Annotated in this window: 18 protein-coding genes and 1 pseudogene; 18 read left to right on the top strand and 1 reads right to left on the bottom strand. The window is 62.1% G+C overall.

Annotated features, from left to right (window positions below):
* The coding region (locus V3572_RS00730) for a TIGR01212 family radical SAM protein (protein ID WP_332109051.1) at positions 1-970 on the bottom strand (970 nt) is incomplete at its 3' end.
* A gap of 98 nt (positions 971-1,068) precedes the next feature.
* On the opposite strand from V3572_RS00730, the gene V3572_RS00725 reads away from it, so the two are divergent.
* The 18 genes and pseudogenes from V3572_RS00725 (at position 1,069) to V3572_RS00640 (ending at position 15,962) form a co-directional block, all read left to right on the top strand.
* Complete coding sequence (locus V3572_RS00725) at positions 1,069-2,109, top strand: rod shape-determining protein (RefSeq protein WP_332109050.1); 1,041 nt, start codon at positions 1,069-1,071, stop codon at positions 2,107-2,109.
* Positions 2,110-2,197: 88 nt separating this feature from the next.
* Positions 2,198-3,124 (top strand): rod shape-determining protein MreC, encoded by a 927-nt coding sequence (gene mreC / locus V3572_RS00720; protein ID WP_332109049.1) that lies wholly within the window; start codon positions 2,198-2,200, stop codon positions 3,122-3,124.
* Positions 3,121-3,591, top strand: a complete 471-nt coding sequence (locus V3572_RS00715; protein WP_332109048.1) for a hypothetical protein — start codon at positions 3,121-3,123, stop codon at positions 3,589-3,591. Before mreC ends, V3572_RS00715 begins: the two co-directional genes overlap by 4 nt.
* The gene (mrdA, locus tag V3572_RS00710; RefSeq protein ID WP_332109047.1) at positions 3,581-5,413 is read left to right on the top strand and encodes a penicillin-binding protein 2; all 1,833 of its coding nucleotides are present in this window, start codon (positions 3,581-3,583) and stop codon (positions 5,411-5,413) included. Before V3572_RS00715 ends, mrdA begins: the two co-directional genes overlap by 11 nt.
* Positions 5,414-5,436: 23 nt before the next feature.
* Positions 5,437-6,552, top strand: coding sequence for a rod shape-determining protein RodA (gene rodA, locus V3572_RS00705; protein ID WP_332109046.1), 1,116 nt, complete (start codon positions 5,437-5,439; stop codon positions 6,550-6,552).
* Between the two features lie 41 nt (positions 6,553-6,593).
* Positions 6,594-6,971 carry a bactofilin family protein gene (locus tag V3572_RS00700; RefSeq protein ID WP_332109045.1) on the top strand — a complete coding sequence of 126 codons (378 nt, stop codon included), beginning with the start codon at positions 6,594-6,596 and terminating at the stop codon, positions 6,969-6,971.
* A 143-nt stretch (positions 6,972-7,114) separates the two neighbouring features.
* A complete protein-coding gene (locus V3572_RS00695) occupies positions 7,115-7,540 on the top strand; it encodes an ATP synthase F0 subunit B (RefSeq protein WP_332109044.1) in 426 nt (141 codons plus the stop codon).
* A gap of 48 nt (positions 7,541-7,588) precedes the next feature.
* Entirely contained in the window at positions 7,589-8,164 is a 576-nt protein-coding gene (locus V3572_RS00690; protein ID WP_332109043.1) for an ATP synthase F0 subunit B, read from the top strand.
* Positions 8,161-8,712: a F0F1 ATP synthase subunit delta gene (locus V3572_RS00685; RefSeq protein ID WP_332109042.1), complete on the top strand. Its 552-nt coding sequence runs from the start codon at positions 8,161-8,163 to the stop codon at positions 8,710-8,712. Before V3572_RS00690 ends, V3572_RS00685 begins: the two co-directional genes overlap by 4 nt.
* Positions 8,713-8,716: 4 nt before the next feature.
* A complete protein-coding gene (gene atpA, locus V3572_RS00680) occupies positions 8,717-10,225 on the top strand; it encodes a F0F1 ATP synthase subunit alpha (protein WP_332109041.1) in 1,509 nt (502 codons plus the stop codon).
* Positions 10,226-10,243: 18 nt separating this feature from the next.
* Complete coding sequence (locus V3572_RS00675; RefSeq protein WP_332109040.1) at positions 10,244-11,125, top strand: F0F1 ATP synthase subunit gamma; 882 nt, start codon at positions 10,244-10,246, stop codon at positions 11,123-11,125.
* A gap of 13 nt (positions 11,126-11,138) precedes the next feature.
* Entirely contained in the window at positions 11,139-12,542 is a 1,404-nt protein-coding gene (atpD, locus tag V3572_RS00670; protein WP_332109039.1) for a F0F1 ATP synthase subunit beta, read from the top strand.
* Between the two features lie 5 nt (positions 12,543-12,547).
* Complete coding sequence (locus tag V3572_RS00665; RefSeq protein WP_332109038.1) at positions 12,548-12,949, top strand: F0F1 ATP synthase subunit epsilon; 402 nt, start codon at positions 12,548-12,550, stop codon at positions 12,947-12,949.
* A gap of 100 nt (positions 12,950-13,049) precedes the next feature.
* Positions 13,050-13,439: a hypothetical protein gene (locus tag V3572_RS00660; protein ID WP_332109037.1), complete on the top strand. Its 390-nt coding sequence runs from the start codon at positions 13,050-13,052 to the stop codon at positions 13,437-13,439.
* A gap of 137 nt (positions 13,440-13,576) precedes the next feature.
* Positions 13,577-14,009, top strand: a pseudogene (locus V3572_RS00655) (F0F1 ATP synthase subunit epsilon).
* Between the two features lie 34 nt (positions 14,010-14,043).
* Positions 14,044-15,417 carry a bifunctional UDP-N-acetylglucosamine diphosphorylase/glucosamine-1-phosphate N-acetyltransferase GlmU gene (glmU, locus tag V3572_RS00650; RefSeq protein ID WP_332109053.1) on the top strand — a complete coding sequence of 458 codons (1,374 nt, stop codon included), beginning with the start codon at positions 14,044-14,046 and terminating at the stop codon, positions 15,415-15,417.
* Between the two features lie 33 nt (positions 15,418-15,450).
* Positions 15,451-15,627: a cell division protein ZapB gene (zapB, locus tag V3572_RS00645; protein WP_332109036.1), complete on the top strand. Its 177-nt coding sequence runs from the start codon at positions 15,451-15,453 to the stop codon at positions 15,625-15,627.
* 77 nt (positions 15,628-15,704) lie between these two features.
* Positions 15,705-15,962: a cell division protein ZapA gene (locus tag V3572_RS00640; RefSeq protein WP_332109034.1), complete on the top strand. Its 258-nt coding sequence runs from the start codon at positions 15,705-15,707 to the stop codon at positions 15,960-15,962.
* Positions 15,963-15,968 lie beyond the last annotated feature (6 nt).

Here is a 15,968-nt window from a genome sequence, read left to right as displayed (position 1 = left end):
ACGGCATGACCTTTACCGGATTCAGGAATTTCGTGAACCCGCTGTGCGCCGAGAGCATCGCCCCCGGCGCGTCGCGGTCCCTGCCCTGCCAGGTATCGCGATCTTCGAGGCTCTGGCGGATGTCGCGGATGACGCCGGATTTGTCGGCCGCCCAGGCCGGGGCCAGCAGTTCGCCCGGGGCCGGGTCGGCGTTAATGCGCTCCACGACCATGTCCGCGCGCAGGCGGGCGATGGCGGCGGCGGCCAGGGCCACGTAGTCCGGACGGTTCATGGGCTGGTAGCCGCCCGAGCGCCACAGGGCCTCCAGGCGGCTGCCCCGGACCACCAGGGTGTTGTGGAGTTTTACGGCCTGGACCGGGAGGGAGGCCACGAAATCGATGGTGGCCAAAAAATCGTCCGGGGACTCGCCAGGCAACCCGGCCATGACGTGGGCGCAGAGGATGAGCCCCCGGGATGCGGCGGCCTGGGCGGCCCAGGCGAAGCAGGCCGCGTCGTGGCCCCGGCCGATGCGGGCAAGCGTGGCGTCGTTCGCCGATTGCAGGCCGATCTCCAGGCGGCGTTCGGCATGCGGGAAGGCGGCGATGAGGTCGAGCTTTTCCGGGTCCAGGCTGTCGGGTCGGGTTCCCAGGCACAGGCCGGAAAGGCCGGGCAGGCGGGCGATGGCGTCCAGGGCGGCGGCGAGTTTTTGGGCCGGGCCATGGGTATTGGAAAAGGACTGGAGATAGGCCCACAAAAGGGGCGCGCCGGGGCGGCCGGAGAATCTGGCGGTCAGGCGGTCCCATTGCGCCCGCAGACCGAATCCTTTATGGAGGAGTCCGGTGCCCGACCCGGACTGATTGCAGAACACGCATCCCCCGTGCGCCAGGGTTCCGTCCCGATTGGGACAGGTGAACCCCGCGTCGAGGGGGATTTTGCGCGCCCGCCTGCCCAGGCGGCGCAGGCACGAGGTCGCCAGGGTTTGGTAGCGCATAACCGGGTCCGCCCACATGTTGACAACGCCTGCGGAATAAACGAACAACGGGCGTTTCACGATTCCACTGCCGCGAAATGTGGGGGAAGAGAGGATATATGTCCAGAATTTTGGATCGGCTGCTCGGCCTTTTTTCGAACGACTTGGCCATCGACCTGGGGACGGCCAACACCTGCGTGTTCGTCAAGGGCAAGGGCATCGTCTTGTCCGAACCGTCGGTGGTGGCGGTCAAAAAGGACCACCGGGGCGTGAACAAGGTCTTGGCCGTGGGGATCGAGGCCAAAAAGATGCTCGGCCGCACCCCCGGCAACATCGTGGCCATCCGTCCCATGAAGGACGGCGTGATCGCCGACTTCGAGGTCACCGAGGCCATGCTTCGGCATTTCATCACCAAGGTCCACAATTCCAGGCGGCTGGTGCGCCCGCGCATCATCATCTGCGTGCCCACGGGCATCACCCAGGTGGAGAAGCGAGCGGTCAAGGAGTCGGCCCAGTCCGCAGGCGCGCGCGAGGTCTACCTCATCGAGGAGCCCATGGCCGCGGCCATCGGGGCCAACCTGCCCATCACCGAGCCCACCTCCAACATGGTGGTGGACATCGGCGGCGGCACCACCGAGGTGGCCGTGATCTCCCTGTCCGGCGTGGTCTATTCCAAATCGGCCCGGGTCGGCGGCGACAAGATGGACGAAGCCATCATGCAGTACGTCAAGCGCAAGTACAACATGCTCATCGGCGAATCCACGGCGGAACAGATCAAGATCCAGATCGGCTCGGCCCACCACTCCACCAGCACCGGGGAGATGGAGGTCAAGGGCCGGGATCTGGTCACGGGCATCCCGCAAAACATCGTGATCACGGCCGAAGAGGTGCAAAAGTCCATCTCCGAGCAGGTGGAGAGCATCGTCCAGGCCGTGCGTATCGCCCTGGAGCAGACGCCTCCGGAACTGGCGGCGGACATTGTGGACAGGGGCATCGTGCTCACCGGCGGCGGCGCGCTCCTTCGCGGGCTGGACCAGCTCCTTCGCGAGGAAACGTCACTGCCCATCACCGTAGTGGATGACCCCTTGTCCACGGTCGTTCTCGGATCCGGGAAGGCCTTGGACAATCTCGACGTGCTCAAGGAGGTCACGATAGATTAAGCCCACGCCGCAGCGGATCATTTTCGGCCTGCTTGTCGTCCTTTTTCTCTATCTCGGCCTGTTCACCTGGAACATCCGCACCGGATACGTGGATGCCCTGGCGAGCTATACGGGCCTGGAATTCGCCAAGTGGGTCTTGGCGCCGGGAAAATGGGCCGCCTCGCGGGTCTCTTCTTTCTGGGACCGCTACGTCTATTTCGTGGGGGTTCGAGAAGAGAACGACAGCCTGCGCGCCTCGCTCGCCGAGGCCACGCAGGAGCTCGGCCTTTTGCGGGAGAAGGCGGCCGAGGCCGAGCGCTTGGCCCGCATCCTGACCATCCGTCCCCCCGTGGGCTGGTCCCGGCAGGGGGCCAGGGTCATCTCCCACCGCCTGGGACCCAACGCCGCCCTGGAAACCGTGCTCCTGGACAAGGGGGCCTTGGACGGCCTGGAGGTCAACACCCCGGTCACCGGCCCGGACGGCGTCATTGGGCGGCTTTTGCGCCTAAGCCCGACGGCGGCCACGGTGCTTCTGGTCACCGACCCCAACAGCCGCATCCCCGTCACCTCCCAGAAAAACCGCACCCAGGGCATCATCAAAGGCGAAGGGGCCAACCGCGAGATGGTGGTGCAATACGTGGCCCTGGGCGCGCCGCTGGAGGAGGGGGAGCTTCTGGTGACCTCCGGCCTGGAGGAAATTTTCCCCAAGGGGCTGCCCGTGGCCCGGGTGACCGAGGTGGGTCGCAAGGGGCCGTCGCTTTTCCAGACGGTCTATGCCGAGCCGCTGTTCGACGCCAGACGCCTGGAGGAGGTGGCCCTTTTGGCCAAGAACCCGCAAGAGGGCCGCGTCCAGGCGGAACCCGGGCCCGGAGGCGTGGCCGAGCAGAAAGAGCCGGTGGCGGACCCCGTCTCCCACAGCCTGTCGGTCAAAGTGGCGCCGCCGGACCCCTCGGGGCGGGCCCCGGGTCTGGCGCCGCCGCGTCCGGCCCCCGCGCCGGGGACAGAACGGAAAAAGCCGCCCCGGAGCGGCCCGTGAACGCCTTCGCCATCGCGTTCTGGTCCATGTTCACCCTGGCGGGCGTCTGGCTGCAAGGCATGATCCCCGGGGTGGACTTCCTGGCCCCAGGGCTTATCCTGTGCCTGCAGGAAGAAAAATGGACGGTCTCGGCCTGGCTCGGGCTGGCCTGGCTTTTCATCCAGGAGGGCACGGGCAGCCTGGCCTTCGGCACCGGGCTTTTGTGGTACGGAGCCCTGGTCGGGTTGTACTATTTCGGGCACTGGCTGTTTGAGGCCAAGAATTTTTTGTTCATGTTCATCCTGGGCATCTGCCTTGGAATCTTGCACCTCATCCTGTCCCACGTCATGGCCGTGCTCCAGGACTGGACCCTGCCGGCCGACAGGATCCTGGTGGAAGGACTCCTCCAGGCCTTGATTTTTCCTGTGGAATGGGGCCTTGTCTACCTGATCTACAACCATCTGCCGGAAAATCCCCATGCGGTTTGAGTCTGACACCCAGCACGCCCCACGCTCCGGCCTGATCCTTTTGCAGGTCATGGTCTTCGGGCTGTTTTGCCTGTTCACCCTGCGGTTTTGGTACCTCCAGGTCCACAAAGGTGAGCAGTTCGCCCAAAAAGCCCTGGACAACCAGATGCGCCAGGTGCTCATCGATTCGGCCCGGGGTCGGGTGTGGGACAGCACGGGCCGCCCCGTGGCCGTGAGCGAACCCTCGTTCGCCCTGGGACTGGTGCGCGAGGACTGCGAGAACGTGGAGGCCACCCTGGCCAAGGTGGCCCAATGGACCGGGGCCGACCCCGCCGCCCTCATGGAGACCTACAAGCGCGGCAAAAAGCGGGTCAAACCCTTCGAGCCGCTGATTCTGGTCACCGACCTGTCCTACGAGGCCCTGGCCCACATTGAGGCCAACGACATCTTCTGGCCGGGGCTTGAGATCGTGGTCCGCCAGAAACGCCACTATCCCGAGGGCTCGCTGATGGCCCATATCCTGGGATATGTGGCCGAGGCCAACGAAGAGGAGCTGGAAAAAAACCAGGCCTTGTCCTTGGGCGATTCCGTGGGCAAGCAGGGTCTGGAACTGACCATGGAGAACTGGCTGCGCGGGGCCAAGGGCAAAAAGCAGGTCGAGGTGGACGCCCTGGGCCGCCAGCACAACGAACAGGTGATCGTGGAACCTGCGGCGGGCAACAACATCGCCCTGTCCATCGATCTGGATCTGCAACGCCTGGCCACCGGACTCCTGGACGGACAGGCCGGGGCCATCGTGGTGCTCGAGCCGGATTCGGGAAAATTGCGGGCCCTGGTCAGCCAGCCCGCCTACGACAACAACCTGTTCGTTCTGGGCGTACCCCAGGACAAATGGGCCGAACTTCGCGACAACCCCATGCATCCCATCCAGAACCGCACCACCCAGGGCCTGTACCCGCCGGGGTCGGTGTTCAAGCTTCTGGTGGCGGCGGCCGGGCTTTCCGAGGGCTTCATCACGTATAACGACGGCGTGGTGTGCACGGGCTCCTATCAGCTTGGCAACCGCAAGTTTCACTGCTGGAAAAAGGGCGGCCACGGCTATGTGGATCTGCGCCGGGCCTTGGTGCATTCCTGCGACGTCTATTTCTACAAGCTCGGGGAACGCATGGGCATGGACCGCATCAACGCCTACGCCAAGGCCAGCGGCTTCGGCCTGCCCACCGGGGTGGATCTGCCCCATGAAAAGGCCGGACTCATCCCGTCGCGGGAGTGGAAGAAAAAACGGTTCGGCGAGGCCTGGACCCGGGGCGAGACCTTGAACGCCTCCATCGGCCAGGGATACGTGCTGGTGTCGCCGCTTCAGGTGGCCCGGTACGTCGGGGCGCTGCTAAACGGCGGCAAGCTCCTCAAGCCCTCCCTGTTGCGCGACGAGCCTCCCGAGGTCCAGGGGGTCTTGCCCCTGGCTGGCGAGCACCGGGATTTTCTGGTGGAGACCATGGTGGATACGGTCCAGGGCGGCACGGCCAGACGGCTTTTGCGTCCCGACGCCCGGGTGGGCGGCAAGACCGGAACGGCCCAGGTGGTCAAGCTCATCAACGCCGACCAGCGCCGCAAGGCTGCGGACATGCCCTATAAATACCGGGATCATGCCTGGCTGGCCTCCTTCGGTGAAAAAGACGGCAAGCGCTATGTGGTGATCGTGCTCGTGGAACACGGCGGCCACGGCGGCGAGGTGGCCGGTCCCATGGCCAAGGTCATCTACGACTATCTCTTCGGCCCGCCCCCGGGCAAAACCGCCGTGCAGGCGGATCCCGTCATCCATCAACTGGAGGCCGGGGACTAAGCCCGGCGTCAGCGCGTACCCCCATGTCCCCCATCGACCGCAGACTCATCGTCAGCGTCAACTGGCCCCTCCTGATCCTGGCTCTGGCGATTTTCGCCGTGGGCGTCCTCAACCTCTATTCGGCCAGCGGCTTCCGCATGGGCGAGGAGGTGTCCCTCCAGTCGTATTTCAACAAGCAGATCATCTGGGGCGGCTGCGGCCTGTTCGCCATGCTGCTGGTGGTCCTGGTGGACTACAAGCACCTGGGCAACGTGGCCTGGCCGCTTTTTTTCGTGACCATCCTGCTTTTGATCCTGGTGCTTTTGACGGGCAGGACCGTGTCCGGGGCCAGGAGGTGGATCGAAATCGGCAGTTTCAATTTCCAGCCGAGCGAACTGGCCAAGTTCGCGGTGCTCATCCTCGGGGCCAAGCTTTTGGCCAAAAGGTCCGAGAAGCTCGGCTGGTTCGAGTTGTTCGTCGTGGTCGGGCTGGGGCTTGTGCCGGCCCTGTTGGTGATCGTGGAGCCGGATCTGGGGACGGGCCTGAACATCCTGCTGCTTTTGTGCGGGCTCATTTTGTACCGGGGCATCTCCGGACCTGTGTTCAAGAGCCTGCTGGTGGCTGTGCCGGTGCTTCTGCCCTGCGGCTGGTTCGTGCTTAAACCCTACCAGAAGCAGCGCATCCTGACGCTTCTCGATCCGGAGAAGGATCCGCTGGGGACGGGCTACCATATCATCCAGTCGCGCATCGCCATCGGGTCGGGGCAGATGTGGGGCAAGGGATTTTTGGAAGGCACCCAGAGTCAATTGCGCTATTTGCCTGAAAAACATACAGATTTTGCCTTGGCGGTGTTTGCCGAGGAATGGGGTTTTGTGGGCTGCATCGCCCTTTTGGTGCTGTTTTGTTTTTTCCTTTTGCAGATTTACGCCACGGCCAGAACCTCCAAGGATCGCTTCGGCAGTTTCCTGGCGGCCGGGGTCTTTTTCTATTTTTTCTGGCAAATCCTCATCAACATGGGTATGGTTTTGGGAATCATGCCGGTGGTGGGAATCCCCCTGCCGTTTATCAGCTACGGGGGCAGCGCCACCATCGTCAATTTTTGTCTGGTGGGAATCGTCGTCAACGTCTCCATGCGTCGGTTTGTCTTCAAGAAATCGTGACGCGAGCGCCGGTGCGGGAACGTGACGGCAGAAGGGTGTTTATGGGTAAAAACGAGATCAACGCCTTTCTCGGGGCCGGGACGTCCTACCAAGGCCGCCTGACATTCCATGGCATTGTGCGCATCGACGGCGAGTTCGACGGGGATATCGTTTCCGACGGCACGCTCATGGTGGGCAAGGCCGCCCAGGTGTCGGGACGCATCCAGGTGGCCCGGCTTTTTTGCGGCGGCCTGGTGGAGGCCGAGGTGGCTGCGGCAGGCAAGGTGGTGTTGCACAAGGGCGGTGTCTTTCGAGGCGTTTTGCGGACGCCGACGCTGGTGGTTGAGGACGGGGCCAAAATCGAGGGCCAGGTGGTCATGGGCGACTTTGCCGAGTCGCACCCGGCCATTTCATCCGCCGCCGCCGAACAGCCCGGATGACCGGGGTTTTCGGCCCGTGGCGAACGCCTGGCAGGCCCGTCAGGAGTCGCTATTTGGGAAAAAATGCTTTACAGGCCGTGTGAAATCGGCTACAGGCGCTCTCTGACTTTGCAAAAAATTTCACAACCTCCCGGAGGGCGTCGATGATTGATCTTGACTACACCTTTCTCGTCCAGCTCATCAATTTTGTCCTCATCCTGATCCTCTTCAACGTGCTTCTGGTGGCGCCCATCCGGAAAATCATGAAACAGCGTGCTGATTTCATGGGAACCCAGATGGAAAGCATCGAGAAATTCGCCTCGTCGTCGGACAAAAAGCTGGCCGATTACGAAAAGGCCCTGGATGACGCCCGCAAGGCCGCCACGCAGGATCGCCTGGCGTTGAAGCAGCAGGGGCTCGACCAGGAAAAAGATATTCTGGCCAAAGTCGGGACGGATGTCGCCGAGTCGCTCGGCAAGGCCCGTACCGAGATCGCCTCGCAGACCAAGGCCGCCAAGGGCGTCCTGGAAGCTGGCGTGGACGCCATGGCGAAAAAGGCCGTTGGCAGGATTTTAGGCGGCGTGGCGTAGGGACCGGTTCGGTTGCCGGGTATTTCCTAAGAGAAAGGGAGGGGTGCATTGAAAGGTTTCATCAAAGTGACCGCCGTGGGGGCGCTGCTGGTTCTGGCCATGGCCGCCGTCGCGTGGGCGTCGGCCGAGGGTGGCGAGGCGCATGGGCTCAACTGGAAGGATTTCGGGTTCCGCGTCATCAACTTCGTTTTGGTAGTTGGGGTCATCTGGAAACTGGCCGGGAAAAAGATGGGCGATTTTTTCCGTGGCCGCCGCGTGCAGATTGAAAACCAGCTCTCCGATCTTGAAACCCGCAAAGTCGAAGCCGAGAAACGCTTAAAGACCATTGAGGCCTCGATCGCCAATCTTGAGGCCGAAAAGCGGCAGATTGTGGACGAGTACCGCAGGCAGGGCGAGGCGTTGCGCGACTCCATCGTCGCGGCCGCCGAAGAGAAGGCCGTCGCGATCAAGGCCCAGGCCGCCGTGACCGCCGAGCAGGAAACCAAACTGGCCGTGGAGCGTCTGCGCGCCGAGATGGCCGACATGGTTGTGGATGCCGCCCGGGGGATGCTCGCCGGGAAGCTTTCGGAGAAGGATCAGGACAAGCTGGTGGATGAATATTTAACAAAGGTGGTGTTCAATTGACCGGGAACATTATCGCTCGCAGATATGCCAAAGCCCTTTTTTCCCTCGGGCTTGGGCAGGGCGGCGATGCCGTCTCCGCCTACGGCAAGGATCTGGAAGAGTTGGCTGCGGTCCTGGAGAATGTGCCTGAGCTTATGCGGGTCTTCGCCAATCCCATCTTCGTCGCCGCTGAAAAGAAGGCGGTGCTGGACGGGGTGTTGGCCAAGCTCGCCGTAAGTCCCATGGTCAAGAATTTTCTGGGGCTTCTGGCGGAGAAGGAGCGTCTGGCCTTCCTGCCCGAGATCGCGGTCTATTTTCGGACCCTCCTGGACGAAGCCCAGGGTGTGGTGCGCGGCCGGTTGGTCACCGCCCTGAACCTTGCCGAAGCTCGCCGGGATCAAATCAAATCCAAACTGGAGGCCCAGACCGGCAAGAAGCTGGTTTTGGACTTCGCTGTCGATCCGGAAATCCTTGGCGGCGTCATGCTCAAAGTCGGCGACAAGGTTCTGGACGCGAGCCTTCGCGCCCAACTGCAGATATTGAAAGAACAAATCAAGAGGGGTGATTAGGGCCATGCAAATCAAAGCGGAAGAGATCAGCCAGATTATCGAGAAGCAGATCCAGAATTACGAGTCTCGCGTGGAGATGAGCGAGACCGGGACCGTGCTGTCCGTCGGCGACCAGATTGCCCGCGTCTACGGCGTGCAGAACGCCATGGCCATGGAGCTTCTGGAGTTCCCCGGCGGCGTCATGGGTCTGGTGCTCAACCTGGAAGAGGACAACGTGGGTGTGGCCCTTCTGGGTGAAGACACGCACATCAAGGAAGGCGACCAGGTCAAGCGCACCGGGAAAATCTTCTCCGTGCCCGTCGGACAGGCCGTCGCCGGCCGGGTCATCGACCCCCTGGGCAACCCCATCGACGGACTGGGACCCATCGAAAGCAACGAAACCCGTAACGTCGAAATCAAGGCCCCGGGCATCATCGCCAGAAAGTCCGTGCATGAGCCCATGTACACCGGGCTCAAGGCCATCGACGCCATGACCCCCATCGGCCGGGGACAGCGCGAGCTGATCATCGGCGACCGTCAGACCGGCAAGACCGCCGTGTGCCTGGACGCCATCCTGGCCCAGAAGGGACAGGGCGTGTACTGCTTCTACGTGGCCGTGGGTCAGAAGAAATCCACCGTCGCCCTGGTGGCGGAGACCCTGCGTCGCTACGGGGCCATGGAATACACCACCATCATTTCGGCCACTGCCTCCGAGCCCGCCTCGCTGCAGTTCATCGCGCCCTACTCCGGCTGCACCATGGCCGAGTATCACCGCGACGACGGCCGTCATGCCCTGATCATCTACGACGATCTGTCCAAGCAGGCTGTCTCGTATCGCCAGATGTCCCTGCTTCTGCGCCGCCCCCCCGGTCGTGAGGCCTTCCCCGGCGACGTTTTCTACTTGCACTCGCGCCTTCTGGAGCGCGCCTCCAAGCTCAACGACAAGCTGGGCGCCGGATCGCTGACCGCCCTGCCGATCATTGAAACCCAGGCCGGCGATGTGTCCGCGTACATCCCGACCAACGTCATCTCCATCACCGACGGTCAGGTGTACCTGGAGCCCAACCTGTTCAACGCCGGTATCCGTCCGGCCATCAACGTCGGCCTGTCGGTCTCCCGCGTCGGCGGCGCGGCCCAGGTCAAGGCCATGAAACAGGTCGCGGGCACCCTGCGCCTGGATCTGGCCCAGTACCGCGAACTGGCGGCCTTCGCCCAGTTCGGCTCGGACCTGGACAAGGCCACCCAGATCAAGCTCAACCGTGGCGCGCGCATGGTCGAGTTGCTCAAGCAGCCTCAGTACCGCCCCATGGCCGTCGAGGAGCAGGTGATTTCCCTGTTCGCCGGAACCCGGGGGTTCATGGACGATGTGCCCGTCGATGCCGTTCGCAAATTCGAGGAGGGTCTCCTGGAATTCATGCGCAACGCCAAAAGCGACGTGGTGGCGGCCATCAAGGAGAAGAAGGCGCTTGACGAGGGGCTTATCGCCAGCCTCGGCGCGGCCATCGAGGAGTTCAAGAAGGGCTTCAAGGCCTAGTGCCGGAAGGGGGAAGCCATGCCTGCGCTGAAAGACGTCAAGGTTAAGATAAACGCGGTCAAAAAGACCAAGCAGATCACCAAGGCCATGAACATGGTGGCCTCGGCGAAACTGCGCAACGCCCAGGCGCGCATCGAGCGCTTCCGGCCTTACGCCGACAAGTTCTACGAGATGCTCGGCGATCTGGCCAAGGGCGCCGATCCTTCGGTGCATCCGCTTTTGGAGCCGCACGCGGAGATTAAGACGGTCCTTCTGGTCGTCATCACCTCCGACCGGGGACTGTGCGGGGCGTTTAACAACAACATCACCACCATGGCCCAGAAGATGGCCCGCAAAAAGGCCGCCGAGGGCAAGACCGTCAAGGTCGTGTGCGTGGGACGCAAAAGTCGCGACACCTTCCGGCGTTCCGAGTTTGAGACTGTCCAGGCCTACGTCAACGAGATGAACACGTTCGACTTCACCCTGGCCACCCGGATCGGCGCCGAGGTCATCGGCGGCTATGTGGGCGGAACCTACGACGAAGTGATCATGTGCTTTGGCAGGTTCATAAGCCTGGCCCGCCAGGAACCGACCCAGCTCACGGTGCTTCCCCTGTCCCCCGAGGAACAGGCCGACGCGCCGAAGGAAACCGGGGGCGGTTTGGAGTACATCTACGAACCGTCGGTGGAAGGGCTCCTCGCGGAGCTTCTGCCCCGGTTCATCAACGTCCAGCTCTATCGTGGACTGCTCGACACCTCTGCCAGCGAACATGCCGCACGCATGAGGTCCATGGATAACGCCACCAGAAACTGCGACGACTTGGTGAGTTCGCTCACCCTGGTCTACAACAAGGCCCGGCAGGCGGCCATCACCAAGGAACTGATGGATATCGTCGGCGGTTCCGAAGCACTCAAAGGATAGGGGGCTAGTGTAAATGAGCGCGAATATCGGAAAAATCGTGCAGGTCATCGGCGCCGTCATCGACGTCGAGTTCCCCGAGGGCAAACTGCCGAGTATCTTAAACGCCCTCGACATCAAAAACACCAACAACGTCTATGCTCCCGACCTGGTGGTCGAGGTGGCGCAGCACCTGGGCGACAACGTGGTCCGGTGCATCGCCATGGACTCCACCGACGGTCTGGTGCGCGGCATGGACGCCACGGATACCGGCGGTCCCATCCGCATGCCCGTGGGCAAGGCCTCCCTTGGCCGCATCCTGAACGTGGTCGGCCGTCCCGTGGACGAGATGGGTCCGGTCAACACCGACATGACCATGCCGATTCACCGTTCGGCCCCGGCCTTCGTGGACCAGAGCACGACCATCGAGCTTTTGGAGACCGGCATCAAGGTCATCGACCTCTTGATCCCCTTCCCCAAGGGCGGCAAGATGGGCCTTTTCGGCGGCGCCGGCGTGGGCAAGACCGTCGTTCTGATGGAGCTCATCAACAACATCGCCAAGCACCACGGCGGCCTGTCGGTCTTCGCGGGCGTCGGCGAGCGGACCCGTGAAGGCAACGATCTGTATCACGAGTTCAAAGACGCCGACATCCTGAGCAAGGCCGCACTTGTTTACGGCCAGATGAATGAGCCTCCAGGAGCCCGTGCCCGCGTGGCGCTTTCGGCCCTGACCTGCGCGGAGTACTTCCGCGATGTGGAAGGCCAGGACGTGCTGCTGTTTATCGACAACATCTTCCGGTTCACCCAGGCCGGTTCCGAAGTCTCGGCGCTGCTTGGCCGCATGCCTTCGGCGGTCGGCTACCAGCCGACCCTGGGCACCGACCTTGGCGCCCTGCAGGAACGCATCACCTCGACCAACAAGGGTTCGATCACCTCGGTGCAGGCCGTGTACGTGCCCGCCGATGACTTGACCGACCCCGCGCCGGCCACCACGTTCTCGCACTTGGACGGCACCCTGGTCCTTTCGCGTCAGATCGCCGAGCTTGGCATCTACCCTGCGGTGGATCCGCTTGACTCCACCTCGCGCATCCTGGACCCCTTGGTCCTGGGCGGCGACCACTACGTCACGGCCCGCGAAGTTCAGCAGATCCTGCAGAAGTACAAGGATCTTCAGGACATCATCGCCATCCTGGGCATGGACGAACTCTCGGACGAAGACAAGCTCACCGTGTCCCGGGCCCGGAAGATTCAGCGCTTCCTGTCCCAGCCCTTCTTCGTCGCCTCGCAGTTCACCGGCAAGGAAGGCCGCTATGTGAAGCTTGAAGATACCATCAAGGGCTTCAAGGAAATCATCGAAGGCAAGCACGACGACATTCCCGAGGGCGTTTTTTACATGGTCGGCGACATTAACGAGGTCATTGAAAACGCCAAGAAAGGATAACTTCCATGGCACAATTGCTCCTGGAAATCGTCACTCCGGATAAACTTGTCCTGAGCAACAGCGTGGATTACGTGGGCGCGCCGGGCCTTCTGGGCGAGTTCGGCATCCTGCCCAACCACATCCCGTTTCTGTCGGCTCTGGGCATCGGCAGCCTGATGTACAAGATGAGCGGGAAAAACCACTACGTCTTCGTCTCGGGCGGATTTGCCGAAGTATCGGGCAACAAGGTCACGGTTTTGGCCGAAGTCGCCGAGAAGCCGGAGGACATCGACGTGGAGCGCGCCAGAAAGGCCCAGGAACGGGCCAAGGCGCGCCTGGAAAAGGCCCAGGAAAACATCGACTTCGCCAGGGCCCAGGCCGCATTGCAGCGTTCCATCCTGCGCATGAAGGTGCGCGACGCAGCATAGCCGGGCCTTTTGGGGCGCCCGCCTCGGCGGGAAAAGTGAGAGCACGCAATACCGGCGGGCCGCTTCGGCGGCCCGCTTTTTTTAATCCCCGGGAGTGGTTGTGGTCGGTATTTCCGCTGGCATTGTCTGGTTGCTCTGTTTCATGACGGCCGTGGTTCTCGGGCTGGTCCGTGGCCGGTTCGTCACTCCACGGCTGGGAGAAGCCCGTGCGAGACGCCTCATGACGCTGGTCATGTGTCTATGTATTTATATTTATACCTGGATCATGATGCATTTTTGGGGAGAAACCTCTGTATGGACAGCTCTCAAAGTTGGAGTAAGCTGGACCGTGGCCACGTTTGTTTTTGAATGCACCATGGGGATGGTGCTCATGAAAAAGTCTTGGTCTGAAATCATGGCCGACTACAATGTTTGTCATGGAAGATTGTGGCTATTGGTACTTGTGTCCACATTGACGGCGCCGTTGGCATGTTGGATCATTACCGTATGATTTTTAGCAGGAATGCGGGTTATGAACACTTTCGTACATAAAAAAAAGATGATATAAAGGCTGCTATTGAACAAGAGTTCGGGACGTTCTCGCCGTTCGCAGTAACGAGGGGCGATCCCCTGGATGGAGGAGGCTCCATGGCCAGGAAATTGCTGCTGGAAGTGGTGAACCCGGAGCGTTTGGTTCGGAAGCAAAGCGTGGACTATGTGGACGCGCCGGGTCTTTTGGGAGGTTTCGGCATCCTCCCCGGACACGTGCCGTTTTTATCGGCGCGGGGCATCGGGAATATGCTGTACCAAAAGGACGGTCGGCTTCGGTACCTGTTTGTCGCGGGCGGTTTTGCAGAGGTCTCGGGGGGATACGGTCATCATCCTGGCGGAGGTTGCCGAACTGCCCGAGGAGATCGTTTTGGATCGGGCCAGAAAGGCCAGGCAGCGGGCCGTGGAACGTCTTGAGGCGAAACGCCGGGAGCGGATTGACTATGCCCGGGCCAAGGCGGCCTTGCAGCGGTCGATCATGCGCATGAGGCGCCGGGAAGAGGCCACGCTGGCAGGTTCCGGCAGCAGATAATCATCACGCTGGATTGCGGAGGGGCACGATGACGATGTTTGGAAGGGTAGGCGGCCTGGTCTTGGCCGCTGGCAAGGGCGTCCGGATGCATTCCGAGACGCCCAAGGTATTGCGGGCCATTCTTGGTGAACCCATGTTGTCGTATGTCCTTCGCGCCTGCGCCTCGGTCTGTGAGGATCGGATCCATGTGGTGGTGGGATACGGGGCGGATACGGTGCGTCAGGCCTTTCCGGAAAGGGAAGGCCGCTTTGTGGTCCAGGACCGGCAGCTTGGCACCGGCCATGCTCTGGCCACGGCCCTGCCGGTCCTTGTGGCTGCGGGATATGAGCATGTCCTGGTGCTCAACGGCGACATGCCGCTTTTGTCCCGGGAGATTCTGGCCGGTTTCGTGGCCGAGGCCATGGCCCAACAGGCGGATGTGGCCTTTGTGTCCATCGAACTGGACCATCCCGGTTCCTATGGCCGGGTGGTGCGCGCGTCGGGCGGGGTCAGCATCGTCGAGGCCAAAGATTACGACGAATCGCGACATGGTGCGGCCTCCGGGGAGATCAACGCCGGCATATATTTCCTGCGCCTGTCCGTGGCCCAAAAACTTGTGCCGCTTTTGCGCAATGAAAACCAAAGCGGCGAATTTTACATCACCGATCTGGTGGAGATGACCACCCAGTCCGGCGGCGTGGTGGCGGCCATCAACCGGGGACGGGACGCCGCCCTGCTTGGAGTCAATTCCCCTCGGGAATTGTCGATGGCCGAAGAGACGCTGCGGGCGGGTCTTGTGGACGCCCTGTACGATCAGGGGGTTTTAGTGCGCAACCCCGGACAGGTCCGGGTGGGGCCGCGGGTGGCCATTGCCCCGGGTGTGGAGATGACCGGTCCCTGTGAGCTGTATGGCGACACGGCCGTCGGGGCAAAGGCGAAAGTGGGCTCCCACGTCTGGATTCGCGACAGTAAGCTGGCCCAGGGATGCGAGATACTGCCCTTTTCCCATCTGGACGAGGCTCAGGTGGGCCCGCTGTGCAAGGTGGGGCCTTTTGCCCGCTTGCGGGCCGGGGCTGTCCTTTGCGAAGACGCCCGGGTGGGCAACTTCGTGGAGGTCAAAAAGTCCGTCCTGGGCCGGGGCGTCAAGGCCGGACATCTGACCTATCTGGGCGATGCCGAGGTGGGGGCCGGAACCAACGTGGGGGCCGGAACTATCACCTGCAATTATGACGGCAAAAACAAACACGCCACGGTCATCGGCGAAAATGCGTTCATCGGCAGCAACACCTCACTGGTGGCGCCCGTGACGATTGGGGCGGATGCGTTGATTGGCGCTGGTTCCGTCATCACCCACGACGTTCCGGACGGCGCGCTCGCCGTGGCCCGGGGGCGTCAGAACAATATCGTACGAAAAACGCCAGCGTCTTGATTTTCGCCGTGGAAGAGGCTAGGAATACTTTTTATGGATATATTCGAAGCCCTGGAAGATCGCGTGGAGCGCCTTTTAGCCAAGGTCAAGGCCTTGGAGGCGGAGAACAGTTCCCTTCGGGCCGAACTTGATGCGGAGCGGCAGGGACGTGATGCGATCACCACCAGGATCGATTCGCTCTTGAAACGGATTCAGGAGGAAATCGCTTAAGCCCCGCCCAGCGCCCCTGCCGTCGGAAGCATGTGAGGGTGGCGGCATGAGGGGCCGTTTGGCGGGAAAACTGTGAGATGCCCAGCTACAACCTGGAGATCTTGGGCCTTACGCTCTCGTTCAAGACCGACGCGGAACCGGATCGCGTCGAGGCCGCCAGAATATTGGTGGAGGAACGATGCAAACTGCTCGGATCGGGCGGGAAAGCGCTCGGCAAGGAGAAGCTTTTGGCGTTCGTGGCCCTTGGATTGGCCGACGACGTGCTTATGTCTAATCAAAGGCTCGATGACGCGCATGCGCGCATGGTCGGACTTTTGAAGAAAATAGAAGAGTGACTGCCG

This window comes from Desulfolutivibrio sp., from assembly GCF_036584575.1.
Classification (GTDB): domain Bacteria; phylum Desulfobacterota; class Desulfovibrionia; order Desulfovibrionales; family Desulfovibrionaceae; genus Desulfolutivibrio.
The sequence above is the reverse complement of the archived record's forward strand: the minus strand, read 5'-3'. Positions and strand labels throughout refer to the sequence as shown.